This window comes from Gordonia hankookensis, assembly GCF_014673215.1.
Taxonomy (GTDB): Bacteria; Actinomycetota; Actinomycetes; order Mycobacteriales; family Mycobacteriaceae; genus Gordonia; species Gordonia hankookensis.
In genome coordinates, this window is record NZ_JACWMS010000003.1 from 21,584 (window position 1) to 38,633 (window position 17,050).

A 17,050-nucleotide genomic window follows, 5' to 3' on the forward strand; every position below is an offset into this window, starting at 1 on the left:
GACCGAGATCAGGACTGGCCGGAGATCGGGGTGGCGAAGACGAAGAGCGCCATGAACGCCAGGTTGATGAAGTACGCAGCCTCGACCAGACCCACGGTGATGAAGAACGGGGTGAAGAGTCGACCCTGGGCCTCCGGCTGACGCGCGATACCCGCGATCAACTGGGCACCTGCCAGACCGTCGCCGATACCGGCACCGATCGCGCCGCCGCCCATGATGAGGCCGCCACCGATCAACGCACCCAGACCAATCAGATTGGGATCCATTTAGAACTTTCCTTTCGGGTGAAACTGGCAATCGGGTTGCCAGGTCTTTGGGCCCGGCCAGCGGTGCCGGCCAGGGTCGTACTGGCTAGTGGTGGTCTTCGTCCATCTCCATCGCCTGGCTGAAGTACAGAATCGTCAGCAGGGCGAAGATGAATGCCTGGATGAGTCCGACGAACAGGTCGAAGGATTTCCAGAGGGCGTTCGGCGCCCACATCACGTAGATCGGCATCAGCGCGATGAGCGCGACCATGATGCCGCCCGCGAACATGTTGCCGAAAAGACGGAGAGAGAGCGAGACCGGCTTGGCGATCTCCTCGATGATGTTGACCGGCGCGATGGCGACCGAGTGGCCCTTCACGAGCCGGACCGGGTGGCCGATGATGCCGCGACGCTTGACGCCCGCGGCGTGGTACCAGACGAACACGAACAGCGCCAAGGCGTACACGAAGTTGACGTCGCTGGCAGGCGGCTTGAGCCACTCACTCGTGGAACCCTCGGACGTTCCGTACTGCGCCGGGATGATCGACAGCCAGTTGGCGATCAGGATGTAGGTGAACAGGGTCACCGCCAGCGGCAGCACGAAGCCGGCGATCTTCATGCCGATCGCGCCCTCGATCTGGCCGCGCATCTGGACGGTGATCGTCTCGAAGTACAGCTGAACGTTGTTCGGCTTGTTCGACGTCATCTTGAACCGGACGAAGAACGCAAGCGCGATCACGATGACCGCGGCCACCGCACTGCCGATGACCGTGTCGAGATTGACGGTCATACCGAGCAGATCCACCTCGGTGTGGTGGCCGACCTCGATCGCCGACTCTGACTCGGCCAGGTAAGTCATTGCGGTCATATCTGCTTACGAAGTCCTTTCATCACCGGAATCACCGTGTTGAGCACCAGGATCACCTGGCCGACGGCGAGTCCGAACATCGCGCCCAGCCCGTCGGGCCGGACCAGAATGGCCGCCACCAATGCGAGGACTGTGATGACCCCGAGGCGGAATGCGGAATTGAGGGCGAGCAGTTTCTTCCGGGGATCCTCCGCAGCGGCGACGTTCTCGACCGCCCGGATGACCAGTTTCGTGTTGATGAAGACCAGCACCACACCGGCGAGGAAGAAGGCGGCGAACCACGCATGCCCGAGGACGATCGCCAGCGCCGCGACGACGACGGTGACCACCCCCGCGATGATCGCCGGACGGCGGATGCCGGTGGGCGCCACCGGATAGACGGAAGCGGAGTCCGGGGCAGACGTTGTCATGTGCCTCTCCTCTGCTCAGTCCCGTGCGTTGACACGAAGCATCGAGCGTGCGATCGGCGACTCGTGTCACCGGGCGTAAGCTCGCGGTTTTCTGTGACCCTACCAACACCCGTTCCTGCACCCACCGGGGGGTATGCACCCTTTGGGGAGTCCAGCGGCCGTCGATGCGGTGCGGATGGCGGCCTCCGGCTCCCGGAGGCGACGCGCTCGCGCCGAGGTCGTGCTACTACAGAGGATAGTACACGGCGTTTTACCATTGCCTTACCAAGGGGTCAGGACGCTCCCCTGGCGCGTGGGCGTCCCCGATCAGGTCCCGCCCGGTACGGAATCGCGTCGATCGGAGTGGTCGGCGTGACCACGCGTCCGGATCTGGGCATAGCGCCGCTGCAGGCGGGGCGCCATCGTGACCAGCAGGGCGACGATCAGGCCTGCACCGAACATCGGTGCCACCACCGACATCGGGAAGAGGGTACTGGCCGCCGCGGAGAATGCGAGGACACCCACCCACAGGTAGATGATCAGCGCGACCCGTCGCTGCGAATGTCCGAGTTCCAGCAAACGGTGGTGCAGGTGCATCTTGTCGGGGGTGTAGAAGCCCACTCCGGCGCGCGTCCGTCGCACCACGGCCATCAGCATGTCCAGCATCGGCACGAAGACAACCGCCGCCACGAGGATCAGGGGCGACAACAGGGTGAACACGTCTGCGGGCCCATAGGCGTTGATCGCGATACGTCCGGACGCGCTCGTCGACGCCGCGGACAACATGAGCCCGATGAGCATGGCACCCGAGTCGCCCATGAAGATCCGCGCAGGCGAGAAGTTGTGGGGCAGGAATCCGAGGCAGGCGCCCGCGAGGGCGGTGGAGATGAGCGCAGGCGGGTAGTAGCTGACATCGCCGCCCTGGTCGTGGAGCAGACCGAGCGAGAACATGCAGATCGCCGACGCCGCGATCAGACCGAGGCCTGCGGCGAGGCCGTCCAGTCCGTCGACGAAGTTGATCGCGTTGATCGTCGCGACCGTGATCGCCACCGTCAGGAGGCCGGCCTGCAACGGGTCGAGGACCACGGTGCCGATGTCGGCAAACGGGACGTAGAGCAGGTACCAGCTCACCCCCATGATCACCAGGACCCCGGCCGCGGTCAGCTGTCCGACGAATTTCGTCAGTGCATCGAGCCCCCACCGGTCGTCGATGACGCCGACCAGCACGATCACGAGTCCCGCGACGATCACCGCACTCATGTCGCTGGTGTAGGCGAATCCTCGGGTGAGCGCAGGCAGGTTGGCGGCCAGCGCGATCGCCGCCACCATGCCGGCGAACATGCCGAGACCGCCCAGACGCGGCGTCGGGATCACGTGGACATCGCGCACCCGCGGCACCGCGACGGCCCCGATCCGGATGGCGAAGACCCGGACGAGCGAGGTCAGCAGATACGTGACGGCCGCCGCGGTCAGACCCACCAGCGCCAACTCCCGCAGCGGGACGCCCGCGCCGCCGTTGCCGACCACCGACAACGCGGTCAGGTGGACACCGGGATCACCGGCACCGAAGGCCAGGCCGGTGACCCCGTCAGCGAGGTCCTTGCCGGCCTGGGGATCGAACACCCGCACAACGCTACCCGCCGAGCTCTCGTTCGATTTCCGCGCGGATCCCGGCGTGTTGGTCGCTGCCCACCGGATCCCGCAACCCGCGGATGATCCAGCCGGCGATCGTCGGCATCGCCTCGACACCGAGACCGTCGAGCACGGCCGTCGGGGTGCCGACACGGATCGCCGAGCCGGTTGTGACCGGTTCTCGATCGAACGGCAACACGGCCCGGTCCACCACGATCCCGGCCGAGGCCAGACGTCGCTGCGCCTCGGCCCCGGTGAGCCCGATCGCGGAGACATCGGCCACCGCGAGATGGATGTCGGTGCCGCCACTCACGATCCGGAGGCCGTGCCCGGAGAGCTCGTCACCGAGGCGCTGCGCCGCCACGACGGTCTCCGCCGCATACGAGGCGAACTCGTCGGTCGCCGACTCCCGCATGCAGACCGCCTTGCCTGCGATCGATCCCATCGACGGTCCGCCCTGTATGAACGGGTGAACCGCCTTCTGCAGCACCGCGGCATGGGCGCCGCGGGCCAGGATCATCCCGCCGCGCGGCCCCTGCAGCACCTTGTGCGTGGACAAGGTGACGACGTCGGCATGAGGCACCGGCGAGGCCAGCACTCCCCCGGCGACCAGCCCCGCGAGATGCGCCGCGTCGATCCAGAGGATCGACTCGGCCTCGTCTGCGATGGTCCGCAGGGCCGCGAAATCGATCGAGCGTGAGTAGGCGGCACCGCCCGCGACGATGATCCGCGGCCGGTGAAGCAACGCGAGATCGCGGAGCTCGTCGTAATCGATGCGTTCGTCGGATGGACGTACGCCGTAGTGGATCGGCGAGAACCAGCGGCCGGAGAAGTTCGCCCGGGACCCATGGCTCTGGTGCCCGCCCTGGTCGAGGCGCAACGCCAGGATCGGGTCGCCCGGCTGCGCGAATGCGGCGTAGACGGCGAGATTCGCGGCACTGCCCGAGAGCGGCTGGACGTTGACGTACTCGGCGCCGAACAGTTCGGCGGCGCGGTCGATGGCGAGTTGCTCGAGCTGGTCGGCGACCTCGCATCCGCCGTGGAAGCGCGCCCCCGGATAGCCCTCGGCATATTTCGCGCCGAAATCCGACGCCTGTGCCTCACGAACCGCTGGGCTGGCGGGCGTCTCCGACGCGATCAACTGCACAGTGGTTGCGCGGCGACGGCTCTCACGCTCGACGAGGTCGGCGACCTGGGGGTCGGAGTGGGCGAACGACATCGTCAGCGCGCGGCCAGCACGTCGACGTCGAGATCGAGGACCTCGGCGATGGCGTCGATCGACACCGCCCCTTCACGCAGGATTCGTGGCGTCGGTCCCGTCAGATCGACGATCGTCGACGGCTGGGCCTCCGCGGCAGTACCTCCGTCAAGGTAGACCGACACCGACTCGCCGAGTTGGTCGCGGGCCTCGTCGACGGTGGTGGAGGGCTGCTGTCCCGACACATTGGCACTCGAGACCGCCATCGGCCCCACCTCGCGCAGGAGTTCGATCGCCACCGGATGCAGCGGCATGCGCAGCATCACCGAGCCGTTGGTGTCTCCCAGATCCCAGGCCAGCGACGGCGCCTGCTCCACCACGAGACTCAGCCCGCCGGGCCAGAACGCCTCGACCAGGTCACGGGCGGCGGTCGACACCGACAACACCAGGCCGTCGATCGTGTGCCACGAACCGACCAGCACCGGGACCGGCATGTCGCGCCCTCGCCCCTTTGCGGCCAGCAACGCGGCGACCGCCTCGCTGTCGAACGCCTCGCAGCCGATGCCGTAGAGAGTGTCGGTCGGCAGCACCACGAGCCTGCCCGCCTTCGCCGCTCCGACGGCTGCGCGGATACCCGCCGCCCGGCCTTCCGGATCATTGCAGTCGAATACCGTGCTCACCCGGCCATCCTCCCACGCCCGCCGCCGGACGGTCGCTGCGGTCCGCTCAGACCCGGCGTGCTGTGACGAATCTGGGACGTCCCGCCAGGTCGTCGCGAGCACGGACATCGTCGAAGGCACCCACCGCACCGACCACGTCCAGAACCGCGGCCGACGTCGTGTCATCGTGCTCGACACCCACCACGCCACCGGGCCGCAACAGTTCGGCGACGATCGGCATCATCGGTGTGATCACCGACATCCCGTCGGCCCCACCGAACACCGCGTCGGCGGGATCGTGGGCCACCTCCGGGGCGACCCGGGCCGCCTGTGGGACATAAGGCGGGTTGGCCACCACCACGTCCACCGAACCGGCCGGCAACATGGCGTGCATCTGCGCGGCGTCGGTCACGTCGGCCGCCACCACGGCGATCCGGTCACGCACCTGAGGAGGTGCGCTCGCGACGTTGCGCCGCAACCACTCCAGCGCCTCCGGCGACCGCTCGACCGCCCAGACCCGCGCGTTCGGCAGCATCGTCGCGACCGCGATCGCCAGGGCACCACTGCCGCTGCACAGATCGACAACCGTGACGATGCCGGCTCCGTCGGCGATCCCGACCGCCCATTCCGCGAGGAACTCGGTCTCCGGACGGGGAACGAAGACGCCAGGTCCGACGGCGAGCTCGGCCGGTCCGAACGAGGTGGTCCCGACGATGTGCTGCAAGGGGATTCGCCTCGCGCGACGGTCCACCAGACCACGAAACCGATCGCGGGTTTCCTGATCGAGTCCGTCGACGATCAGCAGCCGACCGCGATCGATCTCCAGGACTGCGGCGAGCAACCACTCGGCATCACCACGCGCGCTGTCGATCCCGGCGTCGCGCAGGGTCCGTTCCGCTCGCGACAACTCCGAGTCCACGCGAGCAGGCACCTCGCGGTGCGCAGTGTCCGACGGCTCCTCGGTCATCGCGTCATTGCGCTTCGAGGCGGGCCTGCCGATCGGCGGCCACCAGTGCATCGAGCAGCGCATCCATGTCACCGTCGAGCACCGCGTCGAGATTGTTCGACTTGTAGCCGATCCGGTGATCGGTGATCCGGTTCTCCGGAAAGTTGTAGGTCCGGATCCGCTCGGAGCGGTCGACGGTGCGGATCTGCGCGGCCCGCCCTTCGGCGGCCGCGGCGTCGGCTTCCTCTTCGGCAGCCGACTGCAGCCGGGCCGCGAGCACCTGCATGGCCCTGGCCTTGTTCTGCAGCTGCGAACGTTCGTTCTGACAGGTCACGACGATGCCGGTGGGCAGGTGGGTCAGCCGGACCGCCGAGTCCGTCGTATTGACGCCCTGACCACCCTTTCCGGACGATCGATAGACGTCGACACGCAGATCAGACTCGTCGATCTCGACCTGGGCGACCTCCTCGGGTTCCGGATAGATCAGTACTCCGGCGGCCGAGGTGTGGATTCGTCCCTGCGATTCGGTGACCGGCACCCGCTGCACCCGATGGACGCCACCCTCGAACTTCAGGCGAGCCCAGACACCGTCGCGCAGTTGTTCTCTCGACTTGATCGAGAGGGTGGCCTCTTTGTACCCGCCGAGGTCGGATTCGGTGACGCCGAGGATCTGCGCCTTGAAACCACTTCGCTCGCAGTACTTGAGGTACATCCGGGCCAGGTCGGCGGCGAACAATGCCGATTCCTCGCCACCGGCCCCCGATTTGATCTCGAGGACGACGTCGTCGCCGTCGTGCGCGTCGCGGGGCGCCAGCAGATCGGTCAGTGTCGCATCGAGTTCGGCGACTGTGGTCTCCAGCGCCGGGATCTCGTCGGCGAACGCCGGGTCGTCGGCGGCCAGTTCGCGTGCGGCGGCGAGATCATCGCGCGCGGCCTCCAGACGACGGTGGGTTGCCATGATGGGAGCGAGTTCGGCGAACCGCTTGCCGACCCGGCGGGCGGCACCCGGATCGTCGTGCAACGACGGATCCGCCAGCTGTGCCTCGAGGCCGGCATGTTCGGCGAGGATGTCGTCGATCGCCGACGGGCTCTGCGTGGTCACCTGGTGCGCACCTCTCAGGACATCTCTCGTGTCCGGCATCGCGAACGGCCGACAGGGATTCGGAGAACGAAAAACGACGCCCCACCGGACGCGCAGAGCGCGCCGGCAGGGCGTCGTCGGTCGAGCTACTGCGCGTCGGTCTTCTTGGCGCGCTTGCCGTAGCGCTTCTCGAACCGGGCCACGCGGCCGCCGGTGTCGAGAATCTTCTGCTTGCCTGTGTAGAACGGGTGGCACTGCGAGCAGACCTCGACGTTGATACGTCCGTTGTCCGCGGTGCTGCGGGTCTCGAAGGTGTTGCCGCAGCCGCAGACGACCGTGGTCGTCGCGTACTCGGGGTGAATGCCCTGCTTCATCTGGTTGTCCCTTTCTGTGGTCGCCGGGTCACCGTCGGGGATCGACGGTGTGAACCGGAACCGGACTCGACCGATCAGTATGCCACGCGTGGTGTTCGACCTGGAAATCCGTGCAATCCCGATCTCGAACCACCCGCTTACCGACGATCCACTCGACTGAACGGCCTCCTGTGGGATTTCATTCCCGACTTAGGCATACCTTAGGATAGTAAGGCTTAGCTAAGTTAGAGCGTGACGTTGTCGTCGGCATCGCTTCATCGTCGCAGCGATCCCCGACCCATCCGCCAGCGCCGTCCATGAGCGGACGGCCCGAGACCTGAGGACCGAATGCGGCCTGATCACCACCCGCGGCCACTCCTGTGGGACCCGAGCGACGAGTACAGCAGTTGTGGCGTGGGGTTCATCACACGCAAGGACGGTGTGCAGCAACACTCCGTGATCGACAAGGCCCGTGAGGCGCTGTGCGCGGTCCCCCATCGAGGCGGCATCTCGGCCCTCGGTGTCGGCGACGGTGGCGGGGTCTCGATGGATCTCTCACTCCGCTTCTTCCGCAAGATCACCGGGCGACCCGACCTGCGGCTCGGCCGTTTCTGCGTCGGCAACTTCTTCCTCCCCACCGACGCGGCCGCGGCGGCTCGTGCCGGCAGGCTGATCGAGCGGACCATGGCCGAGCAAGGCTTCTCGATCCTGACGGTCCGAGATGTCCCCGTCGATGTCTCGGTGCTGCGGCAATCGGCCGTCGGATTCCAGTTGCCCATCCGTCAGTGGGTGTTCGCGGCACCCGAGCCCTGCCCCGAACCCGCTGAACTCGACCACACGGTGCAACAGGCCCTGCTGCACATCGAGGCGATCGCCTTCACCGAGCCCGAACTGTCGGGTTTCTACCCGCTGTCACTGTCGGCCAGAACTCAGGTGCTCAAGGGCCGCCTGTCCTCGCCCGAGGTGATCGACTACTTCACAGATCTGCTCGACGAGGATCACGCCGTCCACACGCTGTACTTCCACACGCGGTTCTCCACGAACACCGATCCGCATCCGACGATGGCCCAGCCGTTCCGGTTCCTCGCGCACAACGGTGAACTGAACACCGACAAGAAGAACCGGATCGCCCAGGTGACCTCCGCCACCGCACAGCACCGGAGCATCGTCCGCCCACCCGGGCAATCCGACAGCAGCCGCCTGGATCAGACCGTCGCTGCCCGGGTCATCGAGGATCGCGTCGATCTGATCACCGCAATCGTCTCGATGATGCCGCCGGCATGGGAGCACGACACCTCGCTCTCCGCCCCGGTCCGGGCGATGTTCGAGTACTTCTCGCTCTACGAGGAGAAGAACGACGGCCCGGCAGCCGTGGTGTTCGGCGACGGGACCGTGATCGGGGCCCGACTCGACCGTCTCGGCCTGCGCCCGCTGCGCACCCTCGAGACCACCGACTACCTCTGTGCCTTCTCCGAGGCCGGGCAGATCGCGGTACCGCCCGAGTCGGTCATCGCCCGTGGTCGGGTATCGGCAGGCGGGATGATCTACTACGACCATCGGGAGCATCGCACCTATACGACGCACGAGGCGTACGAGAAGCTCGCCGCGGCGCGCGACTACCCCGCGCTGCTCCGGGCCGCCAAGGTCGACCTGGCGGCGCTCGAGGGCCCGTGGACCACGGACACCGCCCCGACGACCGACGACGCGTCGCTGACCGACCACCAGCGCTACCGGGCGTACTTTCTCGACCAGGAGAGCTTCCGCTACTTCATCGACCCGATGATCGCCGATGGCGCAGAACGTGTCTCGGCGATGGGCTTCGGCAACGCCATCAACGCGTTGACCGATATCGAGCCCAACGTCGCTCGCTTCTTCTCCCAGCGCTTCGCCCAGGTCACCAATCCGCCCCTGGACAGCATCCGTGAGGCCGACGGCATGACCCTCCGGGTCGCCCTCGGGACGCGGCCGGACGCCACCATCACCACCGACGACACGCCTTCGGGATCCCGGTCGCGCCAGATCGTGTTACGCACACCGATCCTCTCGGCCGATGAGCTCGAACTCCTGCACCGCCAGACCGAGAGCCCGATCCACAGCTTCGACGCCTGCTACCCGATCGATCCGGACGGTGGCGACGTCGTCGCCGACCATGCGGCGATGGTCTCCGCGATCGACCGACTCGGTGACGAGATCGTCGACTTCGCGGGCCGCCTGGGTGGGATCGCAGTGCTCAGCGATCGGGCGATCGCGGCCGATCGTGCCGCGGTGCCCATCATCTTCGCCGTCTCGTCGGTCAATCAGCGACTCATCGCGGCCGGCTTGCGTCTGCGGGTGTCCCTGGTTGCCGACACCGGACAGGTCGAATCCTCCCACCATCTCGCGGCGACGCTCGGCTTCGGCGCGGCCGCCGTCCACCCGCATTCGGTCGCACGTCGTGCCGCCACTGTCGCCGACGATCTGCAGGAGCGCGACCAGGCGTTCGGCCGATGGGTCAGGGCCGCCGAGAAATCTCTGATGAAGACCATGGGCCGGGTGGGACTCTGCACCGTCGAGAGCTATATCGGCGGCGAGTTCTTCGAGCCCAACTTCCTCGACACCGACGACAGCGATCTCCGACGGTGGTTTCCCGATCAACGTGCGCCCGCGGGCGGCGTGGGTCTGCACACCATCGTGGCGACCATCGCCCGCGCCCATCGCGCGGCGATCTCGGACATCCCCGCGACCGACCAGGATCTGCCGCTGCTCGGCCTGTTCAAGGAACGTTCCGACGGCGCCGGGCACTCCTTCGGCGCGACCGCGGTTCGCAAGTACGCGGACCTGACCGCGGAGAAGATCGCGTTTGCCACCGCCGACCGCGAATCACCCGACGCCACCGAGACCGACCGTTCCGGGGGGCTACGACTTCTCACCCTCGGAAAGCTCGACGACGCCTTCGGGCTCGACGCCCGCGCCTACTCCGGCAGCAGCTACGACCGGCTGTCGGACAACGACATCGACACCTTCACGATCACCGACGCCTACCGGTCGTTCACCGACGACCTACGCGGGCAGCGCGCGTCCCGACCGAGCGCGCTGCGCGACATCCTCTCTCTGCCCATCGATCTCGCCGCCTCCACGGGTGCCGATCTCGCCGCCGCGCTCGATCGGATGTTCACGCGCTCGACCTCGGGCGCCGCGGTCCGCGGCCTGTCGGTGACCCCGCTCGACGACGCCGGGGTCCCGGACGGATTCCACATCTCCCTCGAGGGAGATGGCGTCGGCGCCGATGGAGAGGACCGGGTCCAGACGTTCGCCCAGGCGATCGCCCACCACCTCGGCGACGCCGTCGAGATCCTCGACTGCGGCGAGGGCGGCCTCATCGTCGTCACGACCGGAGCGGCCGCCGAGTACCTGGCGGGCCTTCGCCCGGCGCCTGCGGCCATCGCGCTCAGTGATGTGCAACCTGCGCACGAGATCACCTCGACCTTCGCCTCCGGTGCGATGAGCCACGGCGCCCTCGTGGCCCCGGCCCACGAGGCGGTGGCTCATGGCACCAACATGGTCGGTGGTCTCTCCAACAGCGGCGAGGGTGGCGAGCACATGTCGCGGTACGGCACCATCCGGGCCTCGGCGATCAAGCAGTTCGCCTCCGGGCGCTTCGGCATCTGGGCCGGATACCTTGCCGATCCGATGGTGCGCGAATTGGAGATCAAGATCGGTCAAGGGGCGAAACCCGGTGAGGGCGGCCAACTCCCGGCCCCCAAGGTGACCGTCGAAATCGCCGCCGCGCGTGGCGGCACGCCGGGCGTCGAGCTGGTGTCACCACCGCCGCACCACGACACGTACTCGATCGAGGACCTCGCCCAACTCATCCACGACTGCAAGGCCGCACGCGTGCGGGTGATCGTCAAGCTGGTCTCCTCCGAGGGCATCGGGACGATCGCGGTCGGCGTCGCCAAGGCGGGCGCCGATGTCATCAACGTCGCGGGCAACACCGGTGGCACCGGCGCCGCGTCCGTCACGAGCCTGCGATACGCCGGCCGGGCCGCCGAGATCGGTCTCGCCGAGGTTCATCAGGCGTTGTGCGCCAACGGACTCCGTCAGAAGATCGTGTTGCGGACCTCGGGTGCGCACCAGACCGGCCAGGATGTCGTGACGTCGGCGCTGCTGGGCGCCGACAGTTTCGAGTTCGGCACATCGGCGTTGATGATGATCGGCTGCGTGATGGCCAAGAACTGCAACATCAAGTGTCCTGCGGGCCTGACCACCAACCCGGAGGTCTTCGACGGAGACCCACGTTCGATGGCGCAGTACCTGCTCAACATCGCCCACGAGGTGCGCGAGATCCTCGCCGCACTCGGACTGCCGAGCCTCGCCGCCGCCCGCGGCCGGACCGATCTGCTCACGATGGTGAACCACCCGGGCGTGGTGACCACACTGCGACCCGAGGCACTATTGGCCCGGATCGATCCGGTCCAGATCACCGACCCGGTCTATCTGGAGCGCGATTTCGCGATCGACGACTCCATGTTCGACGACGTGCGGAGCGCCCTGTTCGACCGTGGTGCCGCCCACGTCACGATCGACACCCCGACGCTGGGCAACCGCAACAAGAGCGTCGGCGCGCAACTCGCGATCGACATCGAGCGGACCCTCAATCACCAGTTCACCGACGCTGAGGTCGGCGGCATGCCGAGCGTCTACACCGATGACCGTGGACGCCGCTTCCTGGCACCGGACTCGGTTCGTGTCGGGACGGCCGGATCCGCCGGTCTGTCGTACGCCGCGTTCTGCAACGACGGAATCCGTCTCGAACACACCGGCACCTGCAATGACGGTGTTGGCAAGTCCATGTCGGGCGGCACGGTGATCGTCCGCTCCCCCGGTGGTGGATCCTCGTCGATCGGCGGCAACGTTCTGATCGGCAATTTCGCGCTGTTCGGCGCCACCGGCGGCCGGCTGTTCGTCGAAGGCGAGGCAGGCGATCGCTTCGCGGTGCGCAACTCCGGTGCTTCCGCGGTGGTGGAAGGCGTCGGTGAATTCGGCTGTGAGTACATGACGAACGGCGCGGTCCTCAACCTCGGCGGATACGGCAAGGGGCTCGGCAACGGGATGAGCGGAGGCTTTCTCTACCAGTACGATCCGGCAGGCGAACTCGCGACGCGCATCAGTTCCGATTCGGTGCTGGTGGGCACGATCACCGGGGGCGACGACCCGCTGGCCCCGATCCACCATCTCGCCGTCAAGCAGATGCTCGAGATGCACGTCGCGGCAACCGGTTCGGCGTTGGGAATGCGACTGCTGGAGAACTGGGAGACCGAACGTCACCACATCGCCTACGCAATGCCCCGGGCATTGGTGGCCTACCAGGACAGCGACGCCCTGATGGCGTCGATGTCTCATCGCGATCTGCTCGCCGAGCTCTCCACCGCGCTGGCCGGTCACCAGGTGCACGCTCTCAAGGCCAGCATCCGCAGTGGCGAGCCGGTGGCCGGCGGCGCAGTTCCCGAGTACGGGCAGACCGACAACGCCGAGATGTACCGGCTGCTCAACGCCTTCACCGTGTTCGAGATCGCCCGGCAGGTCGCCACCATCCGTCTCTCGCGCGCCGGGGGCGCCCGGAGCGGTGGGCCGGTAGCGGCCTGGACCGATCAGGCTGTCGCGAGCGGCGCACGGAACCTGGTCCTGACCGAGGACTTCGAACTGGTCTCGCGGGTGGCCCGCCATGCGCGAGACATCCTGGCGCACTATGACAGCGCGCACCTCGCAGCGCTCATCGCGGCCAAGCGGATCGACGACTACAAGCGGGCCCTCGCGCTGCGCAACGTCTGGTCGATGGACGCCCTTGGCAGTTACGGCTGGATTCTCTTGCAGGACCGTAAGAATCGCGAGACGCTCGGCAGCCTGCCCGGCTTCGACGAACTCTTCGCGGTGCAGGCCGTCCCCGAGGTCGCGAACGGCCTGCGATCACCAGCAAGCATCGACACAGCAAAGGTCGGATGACATGCAGCTCCCTTACATCCCCGCCGATGTCCCGTTCACGGGTGATCAGAAGGCCTGGCTGGCCGGATTCCTCGCAGGTCTGAACACCCGCATCGCCATGCCGACACAGTCCGGAGTACCTGCCGCCGCTGCTGTCGCGTCGGCCGACGAGCGCGGAATCCCTCTGCAGATCGTCTTCGGCAGCCAGACCGGCACCGCCGAATGGCTCTCCGAGCAGACCGAGACCCTGGCCCGCACACATGGATTCGATCCCGTGCGGTGTGATCTGGACTCACTCGACATCACCGCGCTGTCGGCGGCACGCCGACTACTGGTGATCACATCCACGTACGGCGAGGGCGACATGCCCGACAACGCCGAGCTGTTCTGGCGGGCTCTCGCCGCCCCGGACGCCCCGCGGCTGGACGGACTCTTCTACGGCGTCCTCGGGCTCGGTGATTCGATCTACGACGGGTTCTGCCAGGCCGGCAAGAACATCGACACCCGCCTGGCCGAGCTCGGCGCCACCCGCGTCGTCGATCGAGTGGATTGCGACGTCGATTTCGAGGAACCCGCCGACGCCTGGATCAGGCAGGCGGTTGCGGCACTGGCGGCTGTCGATGCGGACACGCCGATGAGCGGGGTCGCGACCCCCGGAGCGTCCGAACCCGCGGTGATCCCCAAACCCGAGTCGTCGCCGGAGCCGGCGACGTCGCCCGACCAGGCGTCGGGCGCACGACGCGCGAAGCCGAAATGGACGCGGAAGAACCCGTATCCCGCGACCATCGTCGCCAATTCCCTGCTGTCGGCCCCCGAGTCCGACAAGGAGGTGCGCCACTTGGTGATCTCCCTGGGCGACAGCGGTATCGCGTACCAGCCCGGCGACGGGATCAGCATCTCGCCGGTCAACGACGCCCAGCTCGTCGAGCGCATCATCGAGCGACTCGGGGTGTCGCCGGACGTGATGATCACCGATCGGAGAACCGAACGCACCTTGCGGGACACCCTCACCCACCACGTGGAGATCTCCACCCCGTCGAAGTACCTCGTCGACTACATCGCACAACGCAGCCAGGACGCCGAACTCACGCACCTGACGTCGACCGGCGACCGCGAGGCGCTCGATGCATGGCTCTGGGGGAAGGACGTTCTCGATCTGCTCGATGTCGACCCCGCCCTCACGATCACCCCGGAGGAGTTGCTCGCCGAACTGCGGCCGCTGCAGCATCGCGTGTACTCCATCTCGTCGAGCCCCGTCGCGCACGCCGGCACCGTGCACATCACCATGGCCACGGTGCGCTATCGGTCCGGGGAACGACAGCGCGGCGGAGTGTGCTCGACCTACCTCGCCGACCGACGCCCCGAGGGCACCCAGGTCGAGGTGTTCATCTCCGCCAACAAATCGTTCCGGCTGCCCGCCGACGACACCAAGATCATCATGATCGGACCGGGGACCGGCATCGCACCCTTCCGCTCGTTCCTGCACGAGCGCGCCGCACGTGGTGCGCGCGGCGGGAACTGGCTGTTCTTCGGCGACCGGCATCGCGACCACGACCACATCTACGCCGAGGAGATCGACGGATTCGTCACCGACGGACTCCTCGATCGCCTCGACCTCGCGTTCTCCCGCGACCAGGAGCACAAGATCTACGTCCAGGACCGCATGCGCGAACAGGGCGCCGATCTCTTCGCATGGCTGTCCGACGGTGCGCACCTCTACGTATGCGGCGACGCCACGAGGATGGCCCACGACGTCGACACCGCGTTGCACGACATCATCGCCGAGCACGGCGGGATGTCTGCGGAGGCGGCCCAGGATCACGTCGACGATCTCAAACGCGCCAAACGATATCTGCGCGACGTGTACTGACCATTTCGACTCGACCCCACACCGATCCTGACACAGGACACGGGAAAGGAACGGCAACGATGCCCGAATCACCCCGACCATCCGACTCCGAGCACACCGGTCGCGGGTCGCGTCCGGAATGCCGCGACCGGTGCACCTGTCCGCGTGCGAACGGATCGGCCAACGACCTCGACACGTTGCTGGCCACACCCGGGTTCTCGGGCTCCCTGCTCGGCTCCGACGTGGCCGCGGTTGCCGAGCAGTTGCCGTCGCTCGAGCAGGTGGTCGGGGTGACGGTGGCAGGCCCAGTCCTCATGAACGACGTCGGGATCCATGAACTGCCAGTGGGTATCGGCGGACCGATCCGGTGCCGGCCATCGCGGATCTCGCTGCGCCTCAATCCTGCTCGTCTCGGCTCCGCGCTGGTCACCGATCCGGCGGCACACGTGCCACCGACGCTTCGCATTTTCGATGCGTCCGGGAACACCGCGCACGCGAGCTATCTCACGGATACTTCGGACCGGCTCGCGTTCGAGTCGCTGTCGCTGGCCACCGGCGGGTTCGACGGCACGACTGCCTCGCATCATGTCGTCAGCGCCGCGCCTCGTCGCGACGACACTGCCGAGGATCGCGACATGCCATCCGCCGACGATCAGATCGCCCAGTTCGACGCTGTGCTCGAAGACGGTGGCACACAGCGACTCCGGTCCATGCCGGGCCGCAGCGAGGACGGTTTCGCCCGCGTGGAGTCCCGCCGGGTCGTCGCCGCTTTCGAGCACGCCGCGCTGCTCGGGATGCCGATGACCATCGCCACCACCGCACCCGGGTGCATCCAGATGCGCCACGACCGGTTGGACGGCGCGCGCGAACATCGCGGATCCATGGTGATCGCGTCGGGCACCTGCCGTGCGATGATCAACGTCAACCTCGTCACCGAATGCTGGGTGACCTGGACCGACGGCGTCTGGGGTCGGACCGGTTCCATCGAGCTCTACGATCGGCACGCCCGTTGCAGTTTCATCGCGACGCAGACGGGTTCGGTGTCGGCGGAGACCTTCGAGGGCTGGAATCAACTCGTCGCCGACGTGGCCCGCTGACCACCGCCCACTGACAACCACCCGTCGACCGGGATCTCGGGGCCGCACGAAAAGCCGTGTCAGAGTTGATGAACTCGGCGAGCGGGGCCACCATCGCTTCATGACGCAGCCAGGCTATGACGCTCTCGCGGCAGAATACGCAGCCGCCTTCCCGTCGGCGTTCCGGTCCGAGTTGGAGCGCCACGCCGTCGACTGTTTCGCCGACATGCTGGCGTCCGAAACCGGAGACACGCCGGTGGTGATCGACATCGGTTGTGGTCAAGGTCACATCGCTGCCCATCTACACGCCCGGGGGATGTCAGTTCTCGGAGTCGATCCGAGCGCGGAGATGTTGAGGTTCGCCCGACGCGAGTACCCGGGCATCCGCTTTCTCCACGACGACGCCGACTGCGCGTCCGCGCCGGTGGAACAGTGCGCAGGCCTGATCGCGCAGTTCAGTCTCATTCATGTCGAGCCCCGGCGTGTACCGGGCATCCTGGCGTCATGGCATCGACGTGGCGGCCCGGGCACCTGGGTATTGATCGCGATGCAGGGCTCGGACGAAACCGGCGTCCACGAGTTCGACCACCTGGTCGCGCGGGCGTGGCGGTGGCACCCGGACGCCCTGTCGATCACACTCGCCGACACCGGCTTCGAGGAGGTCTTCCGGATGATCCGACGGCCCGACTCCGACCACCGATTTCCGGAGGTCTACCTGGTGGCACGCGCCCGATCGAACGACACGACGTCTGCGCCTCACCGGTCGTGGACACCGAGCGAGCCCATCCCCTGA

General features: G+C 67.2%; 13 protein-coding genes. 4 read left to right on the plus strand and 9 right to left on the minus strand.

Features of this window, described 5'->3' with window-relative positions; all coding sequences use genetic code 11:
- Positions 1-8: 8 nt before the first annotated feature.
- From IDF66_RS14620 to rpmE, 9 genes are all read right to left on the minus strand, one after another.
- Positions 9-266, minus strand: a complete 258-nt coding sequence (locus IDF66_RS14620) for a F0F1 ATP synthase subunit C (protein ID WP_161059527.1) — start codon at positions 264-266, stop codon at positions 9-11.
- 85 nt (positions 267-351) lie between these two features.
- The gene (gene atpB, locus IDF66_RS14625) at positions 352-1,113 is read right to left on the minus strand and encodes a F0F1 ATP synthase subunit A (RefSeq protein WP_164308546.1); all 762 of its coding nucleotides are present in this window, start codon (positions 1,111-1,113) and stop codon (positions 352-354) included.
- The gene (locus IDF66_RS14630; protein ID WP_164308545.1) at positions 1,110-1,523 is read right to left on the minus strand and encodes a hypothetical protein; all 414 of its coding nucleotides are present in this window, start codon (positions 1,521-1,523) and stop codon (positions 1,110-1,112) included. Before IDF66_RS14630 ends, atpB begins: the two co-directional genes overlap by 4 nt.
- Before the next feature lie 306 nt (positions 1,524-1,829).
- Positions 1,830-3,077 carry a glycosyltransferase family 4 protein gene (locus IDF66_RS14635; protein ID WP_164308573.1) on the minus strand — a complete coding sequence of 416 codons (1,248 nt, stop codon included), beginning with the start codon at positions 3,075-3,077 and terminating at the stop codon, positions 1,830-1,832.
- A 58-nt stretch (positions 3,078-3,135) separates the two neighbouring features.
- A complete protein-coding gene (locus tag IDF66_RS14640; RefSeq protein WP_190267522.1) occupies positions 3,136-4,353 on the minus strand; it encodes a serine hydroxymethyltransferase in 1,218 nt (405 codons plus the stop codon).
- Positions 4,354-4,355: 2 nt separating this feature from the next.
- Positions 4,356-5,012 carry an L-threonylcarbamoyladenylate synthase gene (locus IDF66_RS14645; protein WP_164308543.1) on the minus strand — a complete coding sequence of 219 codons (657 nt, stop codon included), beginning with the start codon at positions 5,010-5,012 and terminating at the stop codon, positions 4,356-4,358.
- 46 nt (positions 5,013-5,058) lie between these two features.
- Positions 5,059-5,958, minus strand: coding sequence for a peptide chain release factor N(5)-glutamine methyltransferase (prmC, locus tag IDF66_RS14650; protein WP_190267523.1), 900 nt, complete (start codon positions 5,956-5,958; stop codon positions 5,059-5,061).
- A 4-nt stretch (positions 5,959-5,962) separates the two neighbouring features.
- A complete protein-coding gene (gene prfA, locus IDF66_RS14655; RefSeq protein ID WP_164308541.1) occupies positions 5,963-7,039 on the minus strand; it encodes a peptide chain release factor 1 in 1,077 nt (358 codons plus the stop codon).
- Between the two features lie 125 nt (positions 7,040-7,164).
- Positions 7,165-7,392, minus strand: coding sequence for a 50S ribosomal protein L31 (gene rpmE / locus IDF66_RS14660; protein ID WP_164308540.1), 228 nt, complete (start codon positions 7,390-7,392; stop codon positions 7,165-7,167).
- Positions 7,393-7,719: 327 nt separating this feature from the next.
- On the opposite strand from rpmE, the gene IDF66_RS14665 reads away from it, so the two are divergent.
- The 4 genes from IDF66_RS14665 to IDF66_RS14680 all read left to right on the plus strand — a co-directional run bounded on the left by IDF66_RS14665 (position 7,720) and on the right by IDF66_RS14680 (position 17,050).
- A complete protein-coding gene (locus IDF66_RS14665) occupies positions 7,720-13,353 on the plus strand; it encodes a glutamate synthase-related protein (protein ID WP_190267524.1) in 5,634 nt (1,877 codons plus the stop codon).
- 1 nt (position 13,354) lies between these two features.
- Positions 13,355-15,202 carry a sulfite reductase subunit alpha gene (locus tag IDF66_RS14670; protein ID WP_190267525.1) on the plus strand — a complete coding sequence of 616 codons (1,848 nt, stop codon included), beginning with the start codon at positions 13,355-13,357 and terminating at the stop codon, positions 15,200-15,202.
- A 59-nt stretch (positions 15,203-15,261) separates the two neighbouring features.
- Positions 15,262-16,278, plus strand: coding sequence for a ChuX/HutX family heme-like substrate-binding protein (locus tag IDF66_RS14675; protein WP_190267526.1), 1,017 nt, complete (start codon positions 15,262-15,264; stop codon positions 16,276-16,278).
- Positions 16,279-16,378: 100 nt separating this feature from the next.
- Entirely contained in the window at positions 16,379-17,050 is a 672-nt protein-coding gene (locus IDF66_RS14680) for a class I SAM-dependent methyltransferase (protein WP_190267527.1), read from the plus strand.